The organism is Actinoplanes sp. NPDC051537, assembly GCF_055586105.1.
In genome coordinates this window covers 50139-69415 of the sequence record NZ_JBVJIU010000014.1, presented here as the reverse complement: position 1 = coordinate 69415, position 19277 = coordinate 50139, and the positions used below count along the sequence as shown (strand labels likewise).

17 protein-coding genes are annotated in these 19277 nt (G+C 73.7%); 13 read left to right on the top strand and 4 right to left on the bottom strand.

Annotation, left to right across the window (positions count from 1 at the left end; genetic code table 11):
• Position 1: 1 nt before the first annotated feature.
• Positions 2-157, bottom strand: coding sequence for a hypothetical protein (locus ACZ6TB_RS31495; protein WP_465560271.1), 156 nt, complete (start codon positions 155-157; stop codon positions 2-4).
• A 347-nt stretch (positions 158-504) separates the two neighbouring features.
• Here ACZ6TB_RS31495 and ACZ6TB_RS31490 point away from each other — a divergent pair, with 347 nt between their 5' ends.
• The 5 genes from ACZ6TB_RS31490 to ACZ6TB_RS31470 are packed head-to-tail and all read left to right on the top strand — an operon-like array spanning position 505 to position 4955.
• Complete coding sequence (locus tag ACZ6TB_RS31490) at positions 505-1644, top strand: substrate-binding domain-containing protein (RefSeq protein ID WP_465560793.1); 1140 nt, start codon at positions 505-507, stop codon at positions 1642-1644.
• 2 nt (positions 1645-1646) lie between these two features.
• Complete coding sequence (locus ACZ6TB_RS31485) at positions 1647-2393, top strand: ABC transporter ATP-binding protein (protein ID WP_465560269.1); 747 nt, start codon at positions 1647-1649, stop codon at positions 2391-2393.
• Positions 2390-3094 carry an ABC transporter ATP-binding protein gene (locus ACZ6TB_RS31480; protein ID WP_465560267.1) on the top strand — a complete coding sequence of 235 codons (705 nt, stop codon included), beginning with the start codon at positions 2390-2392 and terminating at the stop codon, positions 3092-3094. Before ACZ6TB_RS31485 ends, ACZ6TB_RS31480 begins: the two co-directional genes overlap by 4 nt.
• Entirely contained in the window at positions 3094-3957 is an 864-nt protein-coding gene (locus tag ACZ6TB_RS31475) for a branched-chain amino acid ABC transporter permease (RefSeq protein ID WP_465560265.1), read from the top strand. The genes ACZ6TB_RS31480 and ACZ6TB_RS31475 overlap by 1 nt, the downstream gene beginning before the upstream one ends.
• Complete coding sequence (locus tag ACZ6TB_RS31470) at positions 3954-4955, top strand: branched-chain amino acid ABC transporter permease (protein WP_465560262.1); 1002 nt, start codon at positions 3954-3956, stop codon at positions 4953-4955. Before ACZ6TB_RS31475 ends, ACZ6TB_RS31470 begins: the two co-directional genes overlap by 4 nt.
• Here ACZ6TB_RS31470 and ACZ6TB_RS31465 read toward each other — a convergent pair.
• Complete coding sequence (locus ACZ6TB_RS31465) at positions 4933-5394, bottom strand: peptidoglycan-binding domain-containing protein (RefSeq protein WP_465560259.1); 462 nt, start codon at positions 5392-5394, stop codon at positions 4933-4935. The two genes, ACZ6TB_RS31470 and ACZ6TB_RS31465, sit on opposite strands and share 23 nt — an antisense overlap.
• A 69-nt stretch (positions 5395-5463) precedes the next feature.
• Here ACZ6TB_RS31465 and ACZ6TB_RS31460 point away from each other — a divergent pair, with 69 nt between their 5' ends.
• Entirely contained in the window at positions 5464-6588 is a 1125-nt protein-coding gene (locus tag ACZ6TB_RS31460) for a DNA glycosylase AlkZ-like family protein (protein WP_465560256.1), read from the top strand.
• On the opposite strand, the gene ACZ6TB_RS31455 is transcribed toward ACZ6TB_RS31460, so the two are convergent.
• A complete protein-coding gene (locus ACZ6TB_RS31455; protein ID WP_465560253.1) occupies positions 6562-7122 on the bottom strand; it encodes a hypothetical protein in 561 nt (186 codons plus the stop codon). The two genes, ACZ6TB_RS31460 and ACZ6TB_RS31455, sit on opposite strands and share 27 nt — an antisense overlap.
• A 9-nt stretch (positions 7123-7131) precedes the next feature.
• Complete coding sequence (locus ACZ6TB_RS31450; RefSeq protein ID WP_465560250.1) at positions 7132-8142, bottom strand: hypothetical protein; 1011 nt, start codon at positions 8140-8142, stop codon at positions 7132-7134.
• A 91-nt stretch (positions 8143-8233) separates the two neighbouring features.
• Here ACZ6TB_RS31450 and ACZ6TB_RS31445 point away from each other — a divergent pair, with 91 nt between their 5' ends.
• The 7 genes from ACZ6TB_RS31445 (at position 8234) to ACZ6TB_RS31415 (ending at position 18882) form a co-directional block, all read left to right on the top strand.
• Positions 8234-8719: a RidA family protein gene (locus ACZ6TB_RS31445; protein WP_465560247.1), complete on the top strand. Its 486-nt coding sequence runs from the start codon at positions 8234-8236 to the stop codon at positions 8717-8719.
• A gap of 22 nt (positions 8720-8741) precedes the next feature.
• The gene (locus tag ACZ6TB_RS31440) at positions 8742-11909 is read left to right on the top strand and encodes a BTAD domain-containing putative transcriptional regulator (RefSeq protein WP_465560244.1); all 3168 of its coding nucleotides are present in this window, start codon (positions 8742-8744) and stop codon (positions 11907-11909) included.
• 31 nt (positions 11910-11940) lie between these two features.
• On the top strand, positions 11941-13332 hold the full coding sequence (locus ACZ6TB_RS31435; RefSeq protein ID WP_465560241.1) for an FAD-binding oxidoreductase: 1392 nt from the start codon (positions 11941-11943) through the stop codon (positions 13330-13332).
• Positions 13333-13377: 45 nt separating this feature from the next.
• Positions 13378-13743: a helix-turn-helix domain-containing protein gene (locus ACZ6TB_RS31430; protein ID WP_465560239.1), complete on the top strand. Its 366-nt coding sequence runs from the start codon at positions 13378-13380 to the stop codon at positions 13741-13743.
• A 4-nt stretch (positions 13744-13747) separates the two neighbouring features.
• Entirely contained in the window at positions 13748-14749 is a 1002-nt protein-coding gene (locus tag ACZ6TB_RS31425; protein WP_465560236.1) for a Gfo/Idh/MocA family protein, read from the top strand.
• 66 nt (positions 14750-14815) lie between these two features.
• Positions 14816-17398, top strand: a complete 2583-nt coding sequence (locus tag ACZ6TB_RS31420) for an EAL domain-containing protein (RefSeq protein ID WP_465560233.1) — start codon at positions 14816-14818, stop codon at positions 17396-17398.
• A gap of 29 nt (positions 17399-17427) precedes the next feature.
• Entirely contained in the window at positions 17428-18882 is a 1455-nt protein-coding gene (locus ACZ6TB_RS31415; protein ID WP_465560230.1) for a peptide MFS transporter, read from the top strand.
• The last annotated feature ends 395 nt before the right edge of the window (positions 18883-19277 follow it).

Here is a 19277-nt window from a genome sequence, read left to right as displayed (position 1 = left end):
CTCAGCTCGGCTCGGCCCGGCTCAGCTCGGCTCGGCTCGGCTCGGCCCGGGGGCTGCGGCCCGCCACCGCCACCGCCACCGCCACCGCCACCGCCACCGCCACCGCCACCGCCACCGCCACCGCCACCGCCACCGCCACCGCCACCGCCACCGCCACCGACGGCAAACGAACGCCGACAGCCCGCGGCCCGGGGCATCACGGCCCGAGCGACGTGCCTCTATGTGTCGCCGGACCATGCCGCTCGGGGCTCACGTGGCGGCCGCACACGTGGTTCGGCGCCGGAGGGCCGCCCTAGCGTGAGCCCACGCGAAACATCGATGTAACGAGAGGCGACGATGAGTGGATCAGCGACATCCCGGCTGTGGACGGCCGCGGAAAAGTGTCGTAGTGCTCGCCTAGAGTTGCCCCACCCAGTAACGGGGTGGGGACTGATTACCCGAGGGCGAGCGACCCGGGCCCGCCCGACGGCGCGGGGACGAGAGCGGCGCGCCGGTGCGGCGGCGATCCTGACCGCCACGGCCCTGATCGCGGCCGGCTGCGGCAGCCCCGAGCAGGCAGCTTCCGGCGACGCCGGCGGCACCCTCAAGGTGGGCATCGTCTACTCGCAGACGGGTCCGCTCGCGAGCTACGGCCAGCAGTACGCCGACGGCTTCAAGGCCGGCCTCGCGTACGCCACCCAGAACACCGGCAAGATCGGCGACCGCGCGGTCGAGGTCACTTACGCCGACGACGCCGGGGACCCGGCCAAGGCCGTCGCCGCCGCCAAGGACCTGATCGGCAAGGGCTACAAGGTGCTCGGCGGCTCGACCGCGTCCGGCGTGGCCGCCCAGGTCGCTCCCCTGGCGGCCAGCAACAAGGTTCTGTTCGTATCGGGGCCGGCCGCGACCGACGCGCTCACCGGGCTCAACAAATACACGTTCCGCTCGGGACGGCAGTCCTACCAGGACGTGCAGACGGCCAAGGCCTACCTCGGCACCGGCAAGAAGGTGCTGGTCTTCGCGCCCGACTCGGCGTTCGGCAAATCCAACGTCGCCGCCGTGCAGGCCGTGATCGGGGGCGCCGGGGCGACCGTCACCAGCATCGCCGTGCCGGCCACCGCGACCGACTTCACGCCGTTCGCCCGCCAGGCCAAGGCCGCCGCCCCCGACCTGGTCTTCGTGGCCTGGGCCGGCAGCACCGCCAGCGCCATGTGGCAGTCGCTCGACCAGCAGGGCGTGCTCGGCTCGACGACCGTCGTGACCGGGCTCGACATCCGCGCGACCTGGCCGGTCTTCGGCAAGGCCGGCTCGCAGCTGCACCTGCTCGCGCACTACTTCGACGGCGCCACCGACAACCCGGCCGAGCAGGCGCTCGCGAAGGCGGCGCCGGGCGGCAAGACCGACCTGTTCCAGCCGGACGGGTTCGCGGCGGCCCAGATGATCGTGCAGGCGCTCACCAAGGGCGGGGACGACGTCGACACGATGGTGACGGCGCTCGAGGGCTACAGCTTCGATTCGGTCAAGGGCAAGCTGACCGTACGCGCGGAGGACCATGCCCTGCTGCAGCCCATGTTCCAGGCGAAGCTCGACGGAGACAACGCCGTCCTCACCGCGACCATCACGCCCGAGGACGCCGCCCCACCGGTCGCGGCCATGAAGGGCTGAAGGTGTCCTCAGCACTGACCGTCGACCAGGTCTCCTGGCATGCCGGCGCCGTCAAGATCCTCGACGAGGTGACGCTGACCGTCGCACCGGGCGAGTTCGTCGCGCTCATCGGGCCCAACGGCGCCGGCAAGACCTCGCTGTTTAACCTGGTCAGCGGCCTCTACCGGCCCAGCCACGGCCGGGTGCTGCTCGGCGGTACGGACGTGACCCGCCTCGCGCCGTACCGCCGAGCGCAACGAGGTCTCGGCCGCACGTTCCAGACGTCGGCCGTCTTCGCCTCGCTCAGCGTGGCCGAGAACGTCGCGCTCGCCGTGCAGGCGAACCGCGGCGGCAGCATGCGGCCGTGGCGCCGGCGGAGCGACCACCGGATCGCCGCGGAAAGCAAGGAGATCCTGGAGCGCGTCCTGCTCGGCACCAGGGAACAAGTGAAGGCCGGCGATCTCTCGCACGGCGAGAAGCGAAAGCTGGAGATCGCCCTGTTACTGGCCGTAGATCCGGCGGTGCTGCTGCTGGACGAACCGATGGCGGGGGTCAGCGCCGAGGACGTGCCGGCGCTGGCCGAGGTGATCCGCGGGCTCACCGCCGGCGACCGGGGCGTGCTCATGGTCGAGCACCACATGGAGGTCGTGCTCGACCTGGCCGACCGGGTCGCCGTCCTGCACCACGGCGCGCTGCTGGCCTGCGACTCCCCGTCCTCGGTCATGGCCGACGCGACGGTGCAGCGGGCGTACCTCGGGGAGGAGCTTTGATTCTCCAGGTCAGTGACCTCTCGGTCCGGCTGGGCGGGTCGCACGTCCTCCAGGGCGTCACCTTCGACGTACCGCCGACCGGGATCACGGCGCTGCTCGGCCGCAACGGCGTCGGCAAGACCACCACCCTGCGGGCCATCCTCGGCGAGGTGCCGGCCGCGGGCGCGGTGGAGTTCGGCGGCGAGCCGGCTCTGGGCCGCCCGACCCACAAGCTGGTGCGCGCCGGTCTCGGCTACGTGCCCGAGGACCGATGCGTCTTCGCGGGCCTCACGGTGGCGGAGAACCTGCGCTTGGCGGTCCGCGTCCAGGACCCCGATTTCCGTACGGTGTATGAACTGTTCCCCGAGCTGCGCGAGCGCGGCGGCCAGCGGGCAGGCACCCTCTCCGGCGGTCAGCAGCAGATGCTGGCGCTGGCCCGGGTGCTGCTCAACCCGCAGCGCCTGCTGCTGATCGACGAGCCGACCAAGGGCCTCGCCCCGGCCGTCGTCTCCGCGGTCGCCGCCGCCCTGGCCCGGATCGCCGAGCGGGTGCCGATGCTGCTGGTCGAGCAGAACCTCGCCGTCGTCCGCCGGCTGGCCACGGACGCGGTGGTGCTCGCCGCCGGCCGGGTCGCCTGGCGCGGCGAGGCGCCGGAGCTGCTCGGCGACCCCGCCCTCACCCGAGACCTGCTGGGCGTCGGCTCGGCCGCGAGGATGCCCTGATGTCCACCGTGGTCCTGCTGACGCTGACCGGCCTCGGGCTGGCCGCGCTCTACTTCCTGATCGCCTCCGGGCTGTCGCTCGTGTTCGGGCTGGCCGGGGTGCTCAACTTCGCGCACGGGCTGTTCCTGTCGGTCGGCGCGTACGCCGCCTGGTGGCTGGCGCCGCACCTGGGCCTCGCCGCCGCCGTGCCGCTGGGCATCGCCGCCGGCGCGGCCACCGGGGCGCTGGTCGAGCTGGTCGTGATCCGGCCGCTCTACCGGCGCCCCACCGAGCAGGTCCTCGCGACCGTCGGGCTGTCGCTGGCCGGGGTGGCGCTGCTGCAGTCGATCTGGGGCGCCGACCCGCGCACCTATCCCCGGCCGGAATGGGCCGCGCACACCACGAGCATTCTCGGCGCCGAGGTGCCCGACGACCGGTTCCTGCTGATCGCCGTGGCCGCGCTGGTGCTGGCCGCGCTGCTGGCCTTCCTGCGCTGGACCCGGTACGGGTTGATCATCCGGGCCGGGGTGGAGAACCGGGCCATGGTCAGCGCCCTCGGCATCGACGTGCGCGCGGCCTTCACGCTGGTGTTCACGCTCGGCGGGGCGCTGGCCGGAACCGCCGGCATCCTCGGCGGCATGTACTTCGGGTCGGTCTCCCCCGGCCAGGGCGCGAGCCTGCTGATCTTCGCGTTCATCGTGGTGGTCATCGGCGGCCTCGGCTCGGTCACCGGCTCGGCGGTGGCGGCGGTCGCGGTCGGCCTGCTCCAGCAGTTCGTCAACTACTTCGGCACGTCCGGCGCCGGCGACGTGAGCGTGGTGGCGCTGCTGGCCATCGTGCTGCTGCTGCGCCCGGGCGGCCTGACCGGAAGGGTCGCCACATGAGAGCGGCACGCTTTGCTCCCCTCGCCGTCCTCCTCCTCGCGGTGGCGCTGCCCTGGTCGACCCTGACCATCCCGGTGCTGTTCGACGGGCCGCTCAACTCGCCCGGGACGCTGCAACTGCTCGGCGTCTGCCTGGTCTTCGGCGGCCTGGCGCTCGGCTACGACCTGCTGTTCGGGCACGCCGGCATCCTGTCGTTCGGGCACGCGCTGTACATCGCGCTCGGCGGGTACGGGACCGCGATCCTGGTCGGCCACGCCCACTGGCCACTGTGGATCGCGGGGGTGGTGGCGATGGCCGGCACGGCGGTGGTGGCGGCGCTGCTCGGCGCCGTCGCGCTGCGGGTGGCCGGGATCGCGCTGACCATGGTGACGCTGGCGTTCGCCCAGGTCGGCTGGATCGTGGTGAACCGCGACCCGGGCGGGCTGACCGGCGGCGAGGAGGGCCTGCCGCTCGACTCCGCGGCGCTGCCCCCGGGTCTGGTCGGCGTCACCAACACGGTGAACCTGTACTGGCTGGCACTGGCGTTCGTGGTGCTGGTCGTCCTGGTCGTGCACGGCATCCGGCGGGCGCCGCTGGGCCGGGTGCTGACCGGGCTGCGCGACGACGAGCGCCGGATCGCGGTGCTGGGCCTGTCGCCGTACCGGGTCAAGCTCGGCACCTTCGTGCTGTCCGCCGCCCTGGCCGGGCTGGGCGGGGCGGTCTACGTGCTGGTGGTCGGCGGCGCCACGCCGTACCTGGCCTCGACCGACCTGACCCTGTCGCTGATCGTGATGGCGGTGCTGGGCGGGGCCGGCACCCGGTGGGGCGCGGTGCTCGGCGGCGTCCTGTACGCGTACCTGGACCAGCGGCTGACCCACGTCGGCGGGGCGCTGCCCGGACCGCTGGGCCAGCCGCTGTTCGTGCTGGGAACCCTCTTCGTCCTGGCCGTGGCGTTCGTGCCGGGCGGCCTGGCGGGCCTGAGGTTCCCGGCCCGGCTCAGAACGACAGCATCCCGCTGACGAGCGCCTGCCAGGTCATCGGGCCGACGATCCCGTCGACGGCCATCGACGGGACGTCGGCGTGAATCGCCGACTGGAAGCCGCGTACGGCCGCATCGGTCTTGGGTCCGAAGATGCCGTCGACCGCGAGACCCTTCGACGGATCGCCGGAGAGGTTGCGGAACTGGAACTCCTCCTGCACGCCGCGCACGGCGTCGCCCTGCGCGCCCTGCTTGACCTCGATGACCAGCGCGCGCCAGGTGTTCGGGCCGACGATGCCGTCGACCGCGAGCCCCTTGTCGTGCTGGAAGGCGCGCACCGCGCCGTCGGTCTGCGGCCCGAAGATGCCGTCGACCGTCACCGTCTTGCCGCGCGCCCGCAGCAGGTATTGCAGTGTCGGAACCGGGTGTTCCTTCGCGCCCTGGCTGATCTGGGGCCACGGGCTCAGTGTGCCTGCCATCCGAATCGCCTCCTTCCGCCTCTGCATACCGTCCGGCGGCGCCCGCGTCGCTGTTACTGTCCTTGATCTGTGGGGACGGCTCTGACCATCGGCGCGGCGCGGCGGATCTGGTTGCACGCGCAACTGCTGGATTCGCCCTTCGAGGGCCCGGTGCTCGCGGCGATCGCGCACCTCGGCTACGTCCAGATCGACACGATCAACGTGATCGAGCGGGCGCACCACCACATCCTGTACAGCCGGATCCCCTCCTACCGGCGCGCCGGCCTGCACCGGTCGCAGACGGTCGACAAGACGGTCTTCGAGACCTGGACCCATGCGTTGTCGTACGCGCCGAGCGCCGACATCCGGTACTTCCTGCCGGCCATGCGCGAGCGCCGCACCGGCCCGTGGCCGTCCTGGCAACAGGGCATCACCGCCGAGGACGTGCGCCGCGTCGTGAAGCGGGTCCGGGACACCGGGCCGCTGATGATCCGCGACATCAAGGACGACGTGCTGGTCGACAAGGACTGGGCGTGGGCCAGCCGCAAGCCGTCCAAGCGGGCCCTGGACATCGCCGTGACCTGGGGACTGGTCACGGTCAGCGAACGCACGGGCATCCTGAAGACGTACGAGGTGACCGATCGTCACTTCGGCTGGGACCGGGCACCTCGTCCGGCCACGGAACGGCAGCTCACCGCGTACCGGCTGGATCGCGCTCTTCGTTCGCAGGGCCTGGTGAGCATCGCCTCGGCCTGCCACCACGCGCCGAAGGCGAAGGCGCCCGTGCGCGCGCTGATCGAGGAGCGGGTGCGCCGCCAGCAGCTCGTGCCGGTGACCGTGGAAGGCGTCGAGCATTGGGCGACGCCGTCCACACTGGATTTCATCCCGGCCGAAGTCCCGCCGCTCGTGCACATCCTGTCGCCGTTCGACCCCCTGATCATCCAGCGCGACCGCCTGAAACTGTTCTTCGGCTACACGCACGTCTTCGAGGCCTACGTTCCCAAGCCCCAGCGGGTGTACGGCTATTTCGCCCTCCCGGTCCTGGTCGGCGACGAGGTGGTGGCCGTCGTCGACCTGAAGACCGACCGCGCCGCCGGGGCTCTGCTCATCCAGCAATGGACGTGGATCGGCGCGCCCCGCCACCGCGCGCTGATCGACGAGGCCCTGGGCCGCTTCGAGCGGTTCCAGCTAGCGGTTGAACCAGCCGCCCCGTAGCGCTACCCCGTGCAGCGACTGGTGGGCCTCGGCCCGCTGCACCTCGTCCGGCCGCTGGTCGTCCGTCGCCACCTTCAGGGACTCGTAGACCTGGCGGATCTCGGCCTGCAGGCTCGCGTCGTCGCCGTCCGGGAAGCGGCCCAGCGCCTCGGCCAGCGTCTTGCCCCGGGCGATCTCGCTGAGCGCCCAGACCGAGGCAGCGGCCCGGTCGACGTCGGCCGGCGGCGGCTCGGGCGCGAGCCGGGCCGGCAGCACCGGGCTGACGCCGTCGGTCGAGTCGGTGAGCAGGTCCTGGAAGGCGGAGACGGTCTTGATGAAGTCGCTGTAGTTGTCCACGCTCAGCGTCTCGAACGTGGGCAGCTTCAGCGGTCCCTTGTAGCCGCGGATCTGCAGGCTGGTCTGCGCCTGCGCGCGCCCGAGCTGGGCGCGGTACGGCAGGTCGTCGGCGCCCGGGATCGTCGGGGCCGCGGCCAGGCCCTGGAGGCCGGGCGTGGCGGCGCCCCCGAAGTCGTAGTTGACCGGCATCCAGCGCACGGCTTCCTCCTACCGGGGATAGGCGGGCGACGGGTCGTGGTGCTCGTAGGGCAGCCGGAAGAAGCCGCGGACCGTGCCGGGGGCCTCGTCGTTGGCGGTGCCGGTGGTGCGGAACGCGGCGGCGCCCACGTCGATCACCACGTCGTCGCGGCCGGGGCGGTTGCAGTCGTACGTGTGCAGGGTCAGGATCGCGCCGTGGCGTTCGTAGCCCCAGATCAGCTCGACGTGGTTCTCGAAGACCGCCCACGGCTTGATCGACTCGGTCATGACCACGCCGACCGGGCACAGCTTGCCGGCGTCGATGTCGCCGAGGATGCCCGGCAGCTCGGCCATCGTCCGGCTCCGCAGCTTGGGGTCGTTCTCGGCGGTCACCGCGAGCCAGCGCTTCACGATCGGGGCGCCGCCGAAGCTGTCGAGCAGCCGGTCGAGGATGTGCTGCGCCACCGGCCGCGGGATCCGGCTCGGGTCGCGGTCGCGCAGCTGCGGGGTGCCGCTCTCGAAGATGTCCCGGGTCAGGAACGACATGCCGCCGCACAGCCCCATCTTGGTGGCGTCCAGCTTGATCTTCGGCAGGCCGAGCACGGAGATCTCCAGGCGGGTGCCCGGAGGCCAGGGCCCGTTGCCGAACAGCGGCGCGTTCTCCGAGGGCCGGAAGCCCGGGACGAAGCGCGGACCGAACCACTGCACCGTGTGGGTCGCCCAGAGCGCGACGTTGCCCGGACCGTAGATCACCAGGTTGCCGTCGTCCTGCAGGACGGCCTCGGCGCCCGGGTGCCCGTGCGTGCCCGACGCCCAGAAGGGACGATCATCGGCCGAGTAGGCCACCAGGTTTCCGTCACCCTGCATGATCCCGTACGCCACCGGCCGCCCCGCCGTGTTCGAGGCCCACAGCGCCACGCCGTCGTCGGTGCGGTAGAGCACGAGGTTGCCGTCGGTCTGCAGGACGAGCCGCACCCGCCCGTTCGCGGAGCGCAGCTCATCACCGGGCTTGAGGCTCTGCCCCTCCAGTAATCGCTCCATGACGGCCACGCTACGGTCGCCGGAGGCGGCCGGATCCGAACTGTCGGCGACCGGTCTGGATTCGGCGGCGGGACGAGCGGGGGAGAACGGGATGAGCGTGATCGGGGATCGGATCGCGGAGCTCGGGCTGGTGCTGCCGGCCCCGGTGTCGGCGCCGGGCGGGGTCCGGCTGCCGTTCCGGCAGGTGCGCGTCGTGGGGACGGTGGCCTACGTCGCCGGGCACGGTCCGCTCGCCGCCGACGGCACGCTCGCGCCGCCGCTGGGCAAGGTGGGCGCCGAGGTCACCCTCGAGCAGGCGTACGCGTCGGCCCGCCGCACCGGCCTGGCCATCCTCGCGAGCCTGACCCGCGAGCTGGGCGACCTCGACCGCGTCGCCGCGTGGGGCCGCGTCTTCGGCATGGTCAACGTGGCGCCGGCGTTCGACCGCCTGCCCGAGGTCGTCAACGGCTTCTCCGACCTGATCCTCGAGCTCTTCGGCGACGAGGTGGGCGCGCACGCCCGCAGCGCGGTGGGCCAGGCCGCCCTCCCGTTCGGCATTCCGGTCGAGATCGAGGCCACAGTGCACCTGCGCGGTTGAGGACGGCGGCTAACGTACCGATGTGCGGGTCCGGTTGCTCGGCGGCTTCGCGGTGGACCGGGACGGTACGGCCGTCCAGGCCCGCGAGTGGCGCCTGCGCAAGGCCCGCACGCTGGTGAAGCTCCTGGCCCTGGCGCCGGGCGGGCGGATGCACCGGGACGAGCTGCTGCACCTGCTGTGGCCCGATCGGGATCCGGCCTCGGCCGTGAACAACCTGCACCAGGCGATGCACGTGGCCCGGCGGGCGCTCGGCGACGACGACCTGCTGCGGCTGCAGGACGACATCGTCGTGCTGCGCGACGCCGGCGTCGACGTGCGCGACTTCGAACGGCTCGCCGCCGCCGCCCGCGACCTCGCCGGCCTGCGGGCCGCGATCGCCGCCTACACCGGCGACCTGCTGCCCGAGGACCGGTTCGAGGAGTGGGCGATCCCGCGGCGGGAGGCGCTGCGGGCCACCCTCTGCGAGCTGCTGGTCGACCTGGCCGAGGGGGCCGGCGAGGCGGAAGCGGTCGCGGCCGCGCAGCGGGCGCTCGCCATCGACCCCCGGCACGAGCGGGCGGTCCGCGCGCTGGTCCGCCGGCTCGCCGCGGCCGGCCGCCGGTCCGAGGCCCTCGCCCGCTACGAGCGGCTGCGCGACGACCTGCTCGCCGACTACGGCACCGACCCCGACCCGGAGAGCCGCCGGCTGTACCGCGAGCTGCTGGCCGAGCAGACGCCGGCGACCACGCCCGGGCACAACCTCGGCTCGCCGCTGACCAGCTTCGTCGGGCGGGACCGGGAGATCGCCGAGGTGCACCGGCTGCTCGCGCCGGGCGGGCTGGTCACGCTGACCGGGGTCGGCGGGGCCGGCAAGACCCGGCTGGCCGAGGAGGCGGCGCGGCGGTTGATCAGCGACTACCCGGACGGGGTCTGGTTCGCCGACCTGGCCGGGGTCAGCGACCCGCGGCTGGTCGCGGACACGGTCGGCGCCGCCGTCGGCCTCGACCCGGCGGCCGGGGCCGACCCGGTGAAGACGCTGGTCGGGCGGCTCGCGGCCCGGTCGCTGCTGCTGATCCTGGACAACTGCGAGCACCTGCTGTCCACCTGCGCGGCGCTGGCCGCGGCCGTGCGGCGGGGCTGCCCGGCGGTGACGCTGCTGGCCACCAGCCGGGAGCCGCTGCGGGTGCCGGGCGAGGTGACGTTCCGGGTGCCGTCGCTGGAGGTGCCGGGCGCCGAGGACCGCGACGACCCGGACCGGCTGGCGGCGCTGCCCTCGGTGCGGCTGTTCCTCGACCGGGCCCGGGACGTGCGGCCCGGCTTCGCGCTCGATGACGCCAACGCGGCGTACGTGATCGAGATCTGCCGCCGCCTCGACGGCATCCCGCTGGCGCTGGAGCTCGCCGCCGCGCGCATGTCCCACCTGGAGAGTGCCGAGATCGCCGAGCGGCTGACCGGCGCGCTGTCGCTGCTCGGCCGGCGCGGCGAGCTCACCCGGCACGCCACGCTGCGGGCCGCCCTCGAGTGGAGTCACGCGCTGCTGGCCGCCGACGAGCAGATCCTGCTGCGCCGGCTCGCCGTCTTCGCCGGCAGCTTCCCGCTCGCCGCCGCCGAATCGGTCTGCGCGTCGCACCCGCCGGACGCCGACCCGGCCGGCGCCGATCCAGCCGGCGCCGATCCAGCCGGCGCCGATCCGGCCGGCGCCGACCTCGACCGGGCGGACGTGCTCGACTGCCTCGGCCGGCTCGTCGACAAGTCGCTCGTGCAGATCGAGCGGGCCGGCGACCGCTCCCGCTACCGGCTGCTCGAGACGATCCGGCAGCTCGCCCGGGAGCGGCTGGTCGCGGCCGGGGAGGCGGAGGAGTTCGAGGCCGCGCACTGCCGGTATTTCACCCGGCTCGCCGTCGACAGCGACCCCGACCGGGCGCCCGGCATCGTGCTGGAACGGCCGCAGCTGCTCGACATCGACCACGACAACCTGCGTGCCGCCCTCGCCTGGGCGCAGCGCCACGACCCCGACCGGGCGCTGCTGCTCGCCGTCAGCCTGTGGCGCTACTGGCTGGCCCGCGGCCACTTCGTCGAGGGCGCCGACCGGCTCGAACGCGTCCTCGAGGTGGCGCCCGCGCCGTCGCCGCTGCGGGCCCGCGCCCTGTTCGCGCTGGCCGTCCTGCACGGCCGGCGCGGCACCGGCGAGCGGCTGCGCGGGCTCGGCGACGCCGGGGTGGCCGACGCCGAGCGGTCCGGCGCCCCGGTCGACGTGGCCCGGGCCCGGCTCATGCGCGGCCTGCTGCTGCTCGGGGTGGCCGGCCTCGACGAGGTGGAACGGATCGCGACGGCCGCGACGCCGCCCGATCCGGCGCTGACGGCCACCGCGCACTGGCTGGCGGCGCAGGCGGCGCTGTTCCGCGAGGACGCCGAGGCGGCCCGGCTGCGGACCGCCACCTGCCTGGCCGCGCTGGGCGAGGTCGACCCGGTCGCGGCGCCGTTCCTGCCGGTCGTGTCGATGTGCATCCCGCTGGTGCCGGTCGGCGGCGCCACGGTTCCGGTCTTCGAGGAGTCGTGGCTGCTCGGCCGGCGGGTGGGGGCGGTGCAGGGTCACGCGTACGCCCTCTCCGCCATGGGTTATGCCCACCGGCTCACCGGAGATCTCACCGGCGCGCTCGACGCGGTGGGCCGCTCGGTCGAGGCGTTCGCCCGCATCGACGACGCCGCCGGGCTGGCCCACGCGCTCAACCACCTCGGCTGCGTCGAGCGGGACGCCCGCCGGTTCGACGCCGCCGGCAAGCACCTGCACGAGGCGCTGCGGCTGCGCGAGCAGCTCGGCGACCGGCGGGCCGAGAACCTGAGCCTGGCCGGCCTCGGCCTGCTCGCGGCGGCCGCCGGCGACGTCGCCGAGGGCCGCCGGACCGTCCGGCTCGCCCTCGACCGCGGCGAGGCCGTCGACGACGGGCCGGGGGTCGGCGGCAGCCTGCTCAACCTCGCGATCGTCGAGCTCTACGCGGGCGAGCGCGACCGGGCCCGCGCCCTGGTCGAGCAGGCGGTGACCCGGTTCGCGCCGCAGGGCTTCCTCCGGCTCGAGGCGTGGACCCGGCTGCTGGCGGCCGAGCTGGCCGGCGACCCGTCCGGGGCCCGCGACGCCCGCGACCTGTTCCGCCGGCTCGGCTGCCGGATCGGGCTGCCCCGCGCTGAGCGGCTGTTAAGCGGCGCTAAGTGACTGCGAAGGCCGCCCTCCTAGCGTCGGTCGCATGAACAACATTGGCGAAGCCACGCTCGGTGAGCTGGCGCAGGCCCTGCGGGGCGACCTGATCCGTCCCGGCGACGCGGGCTACGACGAGGCCCGGTCCATCTGGAACGCCGCCCACGACAAGAGGCCGGCCCTGATCGTCCGCTGTCACGGGGTGTCCGACGTACTCAAGACCGTCGAGTTCGCGCGCAGTGAGGGCCTGCCGCTAGCGGTCCGGGGCGGCGGCCACAGCATCCCGGGCTTCTCGACCGTGGACGACGGCATCGTGCTCGACCTCGGCCCGATGAAGGGCATCCGGGTCGACCCCGGCAAGCGCACGGTCGTCGCCCAGGCCGGCTGCCTGTGGAGCGACGTCGACACCGAGACGCAGGCGTTCGGGCTGGCGGTCACCGGCGGTCTCGTCTCGACCACCGGCATCTCCGGGTTCGCGCTCGGCGGCGGCATCGGCTGGCTGGTCCGCCGCTGCGGCCTGACCGCCGACAGCCTCATCGCCGCCGACATCGTCACCGCCGACGGCCAGTACCTGCACGTCAGCGAGGACGAGCACGCCGACCTGCTGTGGGCGCTGCGCGGCGGCGGCGGCAACTTCGGGGTGGTCACCTCGCTCGAGTTCCGCCTGTACGAGGTGGGCCCGACCGTGTTCTCCGGGCTGGTGTTCTACGCCGGTGAGCACGCCGAGCGGGTGCTGCGCGGATTCCGTACGGTCACCGCGAACGCGCCGGACGAGCTGACCGCGCTGGTCAACATGACGACCGCTCCCCCGGCGCCGTTCCTGCCCGCGGAGATCCACGGCAAGCCGATCGTGGGCGTCGGCGCCATGTGGTCGGGCCGGGCCGAGGACGGCGACGCCGCCACCCGGCCGCTGCGCGAGCTGGCGCCGGTGGTGGCCGACCTGTTCGGCCCGATGCCGTACACCGCGATGCAGGGCCTGCTCGATCCGCTCTACCCGCGGGGCCTGTGGAACTACTTCCGGTCGGCGTTCTTCTCCGACCTCGACGAGGCGACGAGCGGCCTGGTCCGCGAGTTCAACGGGGTGCCGAACCCGCTCACCGAGATCCACGTCCACCACCTCGGCGGCGCGATGGGCCGGGTCCCGGCCGACGCCACCGCCTTCGGCACCCGCGACCAGGAGTACATCCTGAACATCGTGGCCCGCTCCACCGACGCCGACGGCTACCCGCCGGTCGTCGCCTGGGCCCGCGCCGCGACCGACGTGCTCGGCCCCGACTCCCCCGCGTACGTGAACTTCACCGGCGAGGGTGGCGCCGACCGCGTGCAGGCGTCGTACCCCAAGGACACGTACGAGCGCCTGGTCTCGATCAAGGACCGCTACGACCCGGCCAACCTGTTCCGGCTCAACCAGAACATCCCGCCTTCTACGCTCCGGGCGTAACCCCGGCGGCTACTGCGGATCCCGTCGCGTCGGTACGGTGATCTCATGGAGTTCCCCGGGGCCGACCGACAGCGCCCCCGGCCACTGCTTCGCACGGTGGTCGGGGAGGTGCTGCGCCGCCGCCGGCAGGAGCAGCGCCGCACGCTCGCCGAGGTGGCACGGGACGCTTGCGTCTCGGTGCCCTATTTGTCCGAGGTCGAGCGCGGCCGCAAGGAGCCCAGCTCCGAGATCCTGGCCGCGGTCTGCGACTCGCTCCGCCTCGACCTGGCCGATCTGCTGGCCGAGGTCCGGCTCGAGCTCACCGGCTACCGCGCTCCGGTCATCCGGCTCGGCGGCGCCCGGCTCGAGGTGGCCCGGTCCCCGCACGCCTCGCCGCCGAACTACGGCCAGACGATGCTGCTCGCGGCCTGACCGCATGACCGTCCGCTGGGGCATGGTCTCGACCGCCTCGATCGGCCGCGTGGTCGCGGACGCGATCCAGGACTCGGCCACGGCGGAATTCGTCGCCGTCGCCGGGCGCGACGCCGACAAGGCCGCCGGCTACGCGGCCGAGCTGGGCATCCCGCGCAGCTACGGCTCGTACGACGAGCTGCTCACCGACGACGAGGTCGACGCCGTCTACCTCCCGCTGCCGGTCGCCCTGCACACCGAGTGGACCATCCGGGCGCTCCGGGCCGGCAAGCACGTGCTGTGCGAGAAGCCGTTCGCGCTCACCGCCGCCGACGCGGCCGCCTGCTTCGACGCGGCCGAGGCGGCCGGCCGGCTCTGCCTCGAGGGCCTGATGTGGCGGCACCACCCGCAGACCCGGCTCGCCCGGTCGCTGCTGGCCGACGGCGCGATCGGCGAGCTCGCGCTGATCCGGGCCGCGCTCACCGTCGACGTGCCGCCCGGCGACATCCGCCGCACCGGCGCGATGGGCGGCGGCGCCGTGCTCGATCTCGGCTGCTACTGCATCAGCGCGATCCGGTTGTTCGGCGGGCGGCCGCTGCGGGCCTCGGCCGAGCAGGTTGTCGACACCACCGCCGGCGCGGGCGGCGTCGACCTGCGCCTGGCCGCCACGCTGGCGCTGCCCGGCGACGTGCTGGCCCAGTTCGACGTGGCGCTCGACTTCCCCCGCCGCGACGAGCTCGAGCTGATCGGCACCGGCGGGCGGATCACGGTCCGCGACCCGTGGCTGTGCCGGTACGGCATCGTCGAGGTCGAGCGGGAGGGGACGGTCAACCGGCTGTCGGCCGCTCCGCCCGATCCCGACGAGAACGACGCGTACCGGATCGAGATCGAGGCCGCCTCGCACGCGATCGCCACCGGCGCCGAGCCGCCGTTCGGCCGGGCCGACGCGATCGAGCAGGCCGAGGTGATCGAGGCCGTCCGGCTCGCCGCGGCCACCGGAAGAAGGATCGACCTGCCCACCGCGTAACCCCGGGAACGGCTCGCTCGTTAACGGGGTACCCCCACCCCTCCGCCGTACCCCTGGATGACACCGATGGCAGTCCGCCGGATGGCGATCGCGACCGCCGCCACGGCCGCGCTGGTCGCCGCGCTTGCCCTGCTCCCGGCCGCGGCCGCGGCCGGCCTGATCGCCGCCTGCTCGGGCGTGGTCGCCGTGGCGATGGCCCGCGCCCGGCCGGCCGGGCCGCGCTCGCGTGCCCTGGCACTGGCCGGCGGCCTCATGATCACCGCCCTGGCCGGCGCGGCCAGCGGCGTCGCCGTGCTCGCGGCGCCCGGAGCGACCGTCGCCGGCGTGCCGCTGCCGGCCGAGATCCCGCTGGTCAGCCTGTTCTTCGTGGCCGGCTTCTCCCTGCCCGCGGTGCTGCGCCCGCACCAGCGCCGTGACGCGCTGGGCCGGCTGCGGTTCGGGCTCGACACGCTCGGCGTGACCGCCTGCCTGATCTTCCCGCCCTGGCTGCTGCTGTTCGACGACGACCTGCGGCGCGGCGGCGCGATCACGGCGCTCGTCTTCGGCGGCGGGGCGGCGGCGACCGTCGCGGTGGCCGGCGTGCACGCCGTCCGGCACCGGGCCGCCCTCCAGTGGTGCGCGCCCGGCGCGGCGCTGGCGCTGGTCGGGCTGACCGCGCTGGTCATCGGCAACGACTTCCCGTGGGTGCCGAACGCGGCGATCGGCTCGGTCGCGGCCGCCCTCGCGATCAACGCGGCGGCCGTGATGATGTGGCACGGCGCGGTCCGGATCCGGCCCGACGCGCGGCCGATCCCGCCCGCCGGCAGCGAGCCGTCGGCCGGGTTCCCGCTGCTCACGCTGCCGATGCTGGGCTCCGCGCTGGTCGCCGTCTACCACCTGATCAACGGCGGGCGGATGGGCACGGCGTCGATCGTCCTCGGCGTGACCGCGATCCTGGCCGTGGCCGCCCGCGAGTGGGTCTCGGCGATCGTCCTGCGCCGGCACGCCGACCACCTCACCGACCAGGGCAACCGGCTGCGCAGCCTGGTCTTCGGCTCGGCCGACGTGGCGATGATCTTGGACGCCGACCTCGGGGTGCGCTGGCAGTCGCCGGCCGCGGCCCGCCAGTTCGGGCTCTCCGATCAGGACGTGCTGGGCCGGACCGCGACCGCGCTGGTCCATCCGAGCCAGGCCGACGCCGTGCACGCGTACCTGACCGACCGGATGGCCGACGTCCCGCCGCCCGGCCCGGGCAGCCTGCCGGTGCGACTGCGCGACGGCTTCGGCCACTGGCGCGAGACCGAGTGGACCACCAGCGGCGGCGACCCGGCCGAGCCCGGCCGGACGCTGGTGGTGCACGTCCGCGACGTCAGCAACGAGCGCGACCTCGAGCGGGCGCTGCGCCAGGCCACCCACGTCGACCGGCAGACCGGCCTGGCCAACCGGCCGGGCCTGCGCCGGGCCGGCGAGCTGACCCCCGACGCCGGCGCGATGATCGTGATCCAGCTGGGCGGCCTGACCGCGGTCGGCGACGTGCACGGCGCGGACGTGGCCGAGGCGGTGCTGGCCGAGGCCGCGCGGCGGCTGCGGACCGGGGTGTCCGACGCCGACGTGCCGGCCCGGGTCGGCGAGACGCGGCTCGCGGTGCTCACCCGTTCCGGCGCGGTGCGGGCCCACCTGCTCGCGAGCCGGCTGCTGACCACGCTGACGGCGCCGTACGAGGCGGCCGGCACCGTGGCGCACCTGTCGGCGTGGGCCGGGCTCACCGACCTGGCGCCGGAGGCCGACGTGGACGAGGCGATCCGCCGTGCGGTGCTGGCCGTGCGGTCGGTGCGCTCGGGCCCGCCCGGCGCCGTCGAGTGGTACGACGAGAAGATGGAGGCCCGCCTCCTGCGTCGCTCCACGCTGGAGCAGGACCTGCCCGGCGCCGTCGACCGGGGCGAGCTCGAGCTGTCCTACCAGCCGATCGTCGAGCTGGAGAGCCGGCGCCCGGTCGGCGTCGAGGCCCTGCCGTCCTGGCGGCACCCGTCGCTGGGCCCGGTGCCGGCCGCCGAGCTGCTGCCGCTGGCCGAGGACCTGGGTCTGCTCGGCCACGTCGCGCACTGGACGCTGCACCAGTCCTGCCGCCTGCTGTCCGGCTGGCGGCGGCAGAGCGACGCCCTCTGGCTGGCGATCAACGTCCGGCCCCGGGCGCTGGCCGACGCCGCCTTCCAGGCGAGCCTGCAGACCGCCGTCGAGCTGTACCAGCTTCCCCCGTCGTCCCTGGTACTGGAGATCTCCGAGCAAGACCTTCTGGACGTACGGGATGGGCAGCCCCCCACCGACCTGGCCACCCACCTCGGCCGTCTTCGCGCCGAGGGCATGCGCACCGCGCTGGACGACTTCGGCGCGGGCCCGACCTCGCTCAGCCGGCTGCGCATCCTGCCCATCGACCAGCTGAAGATCGACCTTTCCGGCTGCCCCGCCGACGCGGTCATCGAGGTCACCGTGGCGCTCGGCCGCCGCCTGGGCCTCGAGGTGATCGCCCACGGCCTGGGCTCCGACGAGGACCTGGAGACCGTACGCGCCGCCGGGTGCCGCCTCGGCCAGGGCGACCTGCTCGGGCGCCCGATGCCGGCCGAGCACCTGGAAGCCCTGCTCGAACGTCATCAAACCGGGCGCCTCGGGTAGCTTGCGCGCGGCGCGGGTATGCGACATCCATGGCCGTGAGCGAGCAGCAGCACGAGAAGACCTTCTTCGGGCAGCCGCGGCCGCTCGCCAACCTGTTCGGGGTCGAGCTGTGGGAACGGTTCTCGTTCTACGGCATGCAGGGCATCCTGCTGATCTACCTGTACTACGAGGCCTCCCGCGGCGGCCTCGGCATCGACCAGGACACGGCGACCAGCATCGTCGGCGCGTACGGCGGCTCGGTCTACCTGGCCACCGTCGTCGGCGCCTGGCTGGCCGACCGGGTCTTCGGCCCCGAGCGGGTGCTGTTCGGCAGCGCGGTCCTGGTCATGTGCGGCCACCTCGGCCTCGCGTTCATCCCCGGCATCGGCGGCGTGACCACCGGCCTGATCCTCATCGCGCTCGGCAGCGGCGGTGTCAAGGCGACCGCCACCACGATCGTCGGCACCCTCTACTCCGCCGAGGACCCGCGCCGCGACGCCGGCTTCTCGCTCTTCTACCTCGGCATCAACCTGGGCGCGCTGCTCGGCCCGCTGCTCACCGGCCTGCTCCAGAAGGACCTCGGCTTCCACTGGGGCTTTGCGGCGGCGGCCGTCGGCATGGCGATCGGCCTCATCCAGTACGCGCTGACCCGCCGCAACCTGCCGGCCGCCGCCCGGGAGATCGCCAACCCGCTCCCCGGCCGCCGGCGCCCACTGGTCGCCCTCCTCGCGGCGGCTGTGGTCGTACTCGTAGCGGTGTTCGCCCTCACCGGCCTGCTGCCCGCCGCCCACCTCTCCACCATCGTGGTGATCCTCAGCATCGTGGTGGCGGTGGCGTACTTCGCCGTGATCCTGTCCAGCCACCGCATCGACACCACCGAGCGCCGCCGGGTGATCGCCTTCATCCCGATGTTCATCGCGAGCGCCGCCTTCTGGTCGCTCTACCAGCAGCAGTTCACGGTCGTCACGATCTACTCGGACGAGCGCCTGAACCGCAACCTCTTCGGCTGGACGATGCCGGTCTCCTGGGTCCAGTCCATCAACCCCGTAATGATCATCATCCTGTCCGGCGTCTTCGCCGCCCTGTGGCAGCGCCTCGGCGACCGCCAGCCGACCACGCCGGTGAAGTTCGCCGCCGGCACCGCCGTCATGGGCGTCGCGTTCTTGCTGTTCCTGCCGTTCGCCGGCAGCGGCCCGCACAGCGTCCCGCTGATCGGCCTGGCCGGCATCATCCTGGTCTTCACCATCGCCGAGCTGCTGCTGTCCCCGGTCGGCCTGTCCCTGTCGACCAAGCTGGCGCCGTCCGCGTTCAAGACCCAGATGGTCGCCCTGTTCTTCTTGTCGGTGGCGTTGGGGACGGCCATGTCCGGCACCCTGGCCACCTATTACGACGAGAGTCACGAGGTCGCGTACTTCGGCATCCTGGGGTTGATCGCCATCGTGCTGGGCGGTTTGCTGTGGCTGATCCGCAAGCCGATCCTGCGTTTGATGGGCGGCATCCGCTGAGGCCTCGGCGGCCCGGCACGGCGTAGTTTCGGACGTGGCTCGCGTCTCGCGGCCCGGCCCGCCACCTCTGACCGCAAGCGGAGGAAGGCCGATGACCGAGCGTTTCGCGGCGAACCTCGACAGGGCACCCGGCGCCGGTGCGCGGCGGCGGTCACATTCCAGCCGCTTGCCGACGAGGACACCGAGGCCGAGTTGGAGGGGATCGAGCTCGCCCGGCGCGTCACCGGGAATACGTCGGCACGCTCGTCGAGGCCCGCAGGACGCTCGCGCAGCAGCAGCGGCTGCTGGTGATCGGCGGGTGGTTCGCGCTGCTGCGCGACTTCCGGCGCACACTCCACCTGTCCCGGCATGCCCAGGCGATCGCTCCGGCCGGCGGCTCGGCGTTGATCCAGGCG